Source organism: Bartonella sp. AP11XZML (assembly GCF_042196445.1).
Taxonomy (GTDB): domain Bacteria; phylum Pseudomonadota; class Alphaproteobacteria; order Rhizobiales; family Rhizobiaceae; genus Bartonella.
Genome location: NZ_JBHIQF010000062.1, coordinates 1 through 1,343, shown reverse-complemented (window position 1 = coordinate 1,343; position 1,343 = coordinate 1). Strand labels below are relative to the sequence as shown.

2 protein-coding genes and 1 pseudogene are annotated in these 1,343 nt (G+C 38.4%); all 3 read right to left on the bottom strand.

Annotated features, from left to right (window positions below; genetic code table 11):
- Window positions 1-540: DUF1376 domain-containing protein (locus ACFIMG_RS05695; RefSeq protein ID WP_375677204.1), on the bottom strand; the 540-nt coding region annotated here is incomplete at its 3' end.
- A complete protein-coding gene (locus tag ACFIMG_RS05690) occupies window positions 530-898 on the bottom strand; it encodes a hypothetical protein (RefSeq protein ID WP_375677203.1) in 369 nt (122 codons plus the stop codon). The genes ACFIMG_RS05690 and ACFIMG_RS05695, both read right to left, overlap by 11 nt.
- Before the next feature lie 144 nt (window positions 899-1,042).
- Window positions 1,043-1,343 (bottom strand): annotated as a pseudogene (locus tag ACFIMG_RS05685) (hypothetical protein); the annotation flags it as partial.

Sequence of the window (1,343 nt, the reverse complement as noted above, 5' to 3'; positions counted from 1 at the left end):
GTCAACCAAATCGATTGTTTCTAAATCTTCAAATTCAGTTTCTTTTTTTAATAAAACGTTAGTTTTATTTTTTTTATATATGTTAATGTTATTGTTAATGGCATTGCGTTCGCATTGCGCAACACTATGCGCATCGTATGCGCTCTGCATGCAATCCGCATATGCGTTTTCTTTTATATGATTATTGTCATTTTTACCTTTTGTTTTATGCCATCTAGAATGAGCTGCTTTTGTTGCTGCTTCTGATTTCTCTTTGCTATCATTTAATTCTAATTCAACATCTGGGTTCCACAACCGACCATCTTCTAAACAAATGATATGTCCAGTTTCTAATAAAAGATCTAATGCCTTCTGAAATTTTTTTACTGAGCAGCCAGCCAATAAAGATAACACTTTAAAATTATTCGTAAGCGGCTCTCCTGTGCGAAGCATTTGAAAGCGCAACTTAACATATATGAAACCTTCAAAAGCTGGCAAATATGCAAGATCAAGTAGCCACTTGTCTGCAAAAAGCCTCGTCCATGGCAACTTAGTTGACATGTATTGCCTCCTCTCTTTTCTTACTCCACCTTGCTAAAGCGGCTTTTGAAGCTCTTTCTGAATATTTTCTTTGAACACTTTGATCAAAAGCTAATGACTTATGCCATAAGCGCCTATTCTCTAAACGCGTAATAAGACCCATCATTATTAAAGTTTCTAACGCCTTTTTAAACGTTTGCACTGAACACCCACACCAACCCGATAAACAAGACGCATAATTGATAAGAGGCGCTTTTCTATTATTCATTAGCAACACAAGTGTTGTATAAACAGCCTTCTCTGTCGCTTTTAAACTTGTAAGCTCTTTTAAAAACTGATCTGTACTAAAATTTGCACACGCTACTTTATGACTGGACATCACTCTAAGATCTCCTTCTCTTTAACCAAATATAAAATTGCTAAAGCATCTGCTTCATTATCATCACATGGCTTGTGTCCTTTAATACACATTGCCTCTATCATCTCTTCTTTCGACGCATTCCCCTTGCCTGTCGTCGCTTTCTTAATCGTACTTACCNTTATCATCACATGGCTTGTGTCCTTTAATACACATTGCCTCTATCATCTCTTCTTTCGACGCATTCCCCTTGCCTGTCGTCGCTTTCTTAATCGTACTTACCGGTATCCCCTCATACGGTATCTGATGATGTTCACACCACGCCGTTAACGTTGCTAACAAACCACCGTAAACATGCGCTGCATCGGTTCCAACATGACGCCTAACCTCTTCAAAATACACCGCGTCAATGCCACCGGCTGTCTGCTTTATTTCTGATAGCCATTGCTTAAAACGCAAGTAACGC

What these genes read in the sequence shown, in the direction of transcription:
- ACFIMG_RS05690 (WP_375677203.1), bottom strand. Translation starts at nt 898, where the DNA reads ATGTCCAGTCATAAAGTAGCGTGTGCAAATTTTAGTACAGATCAGTTT.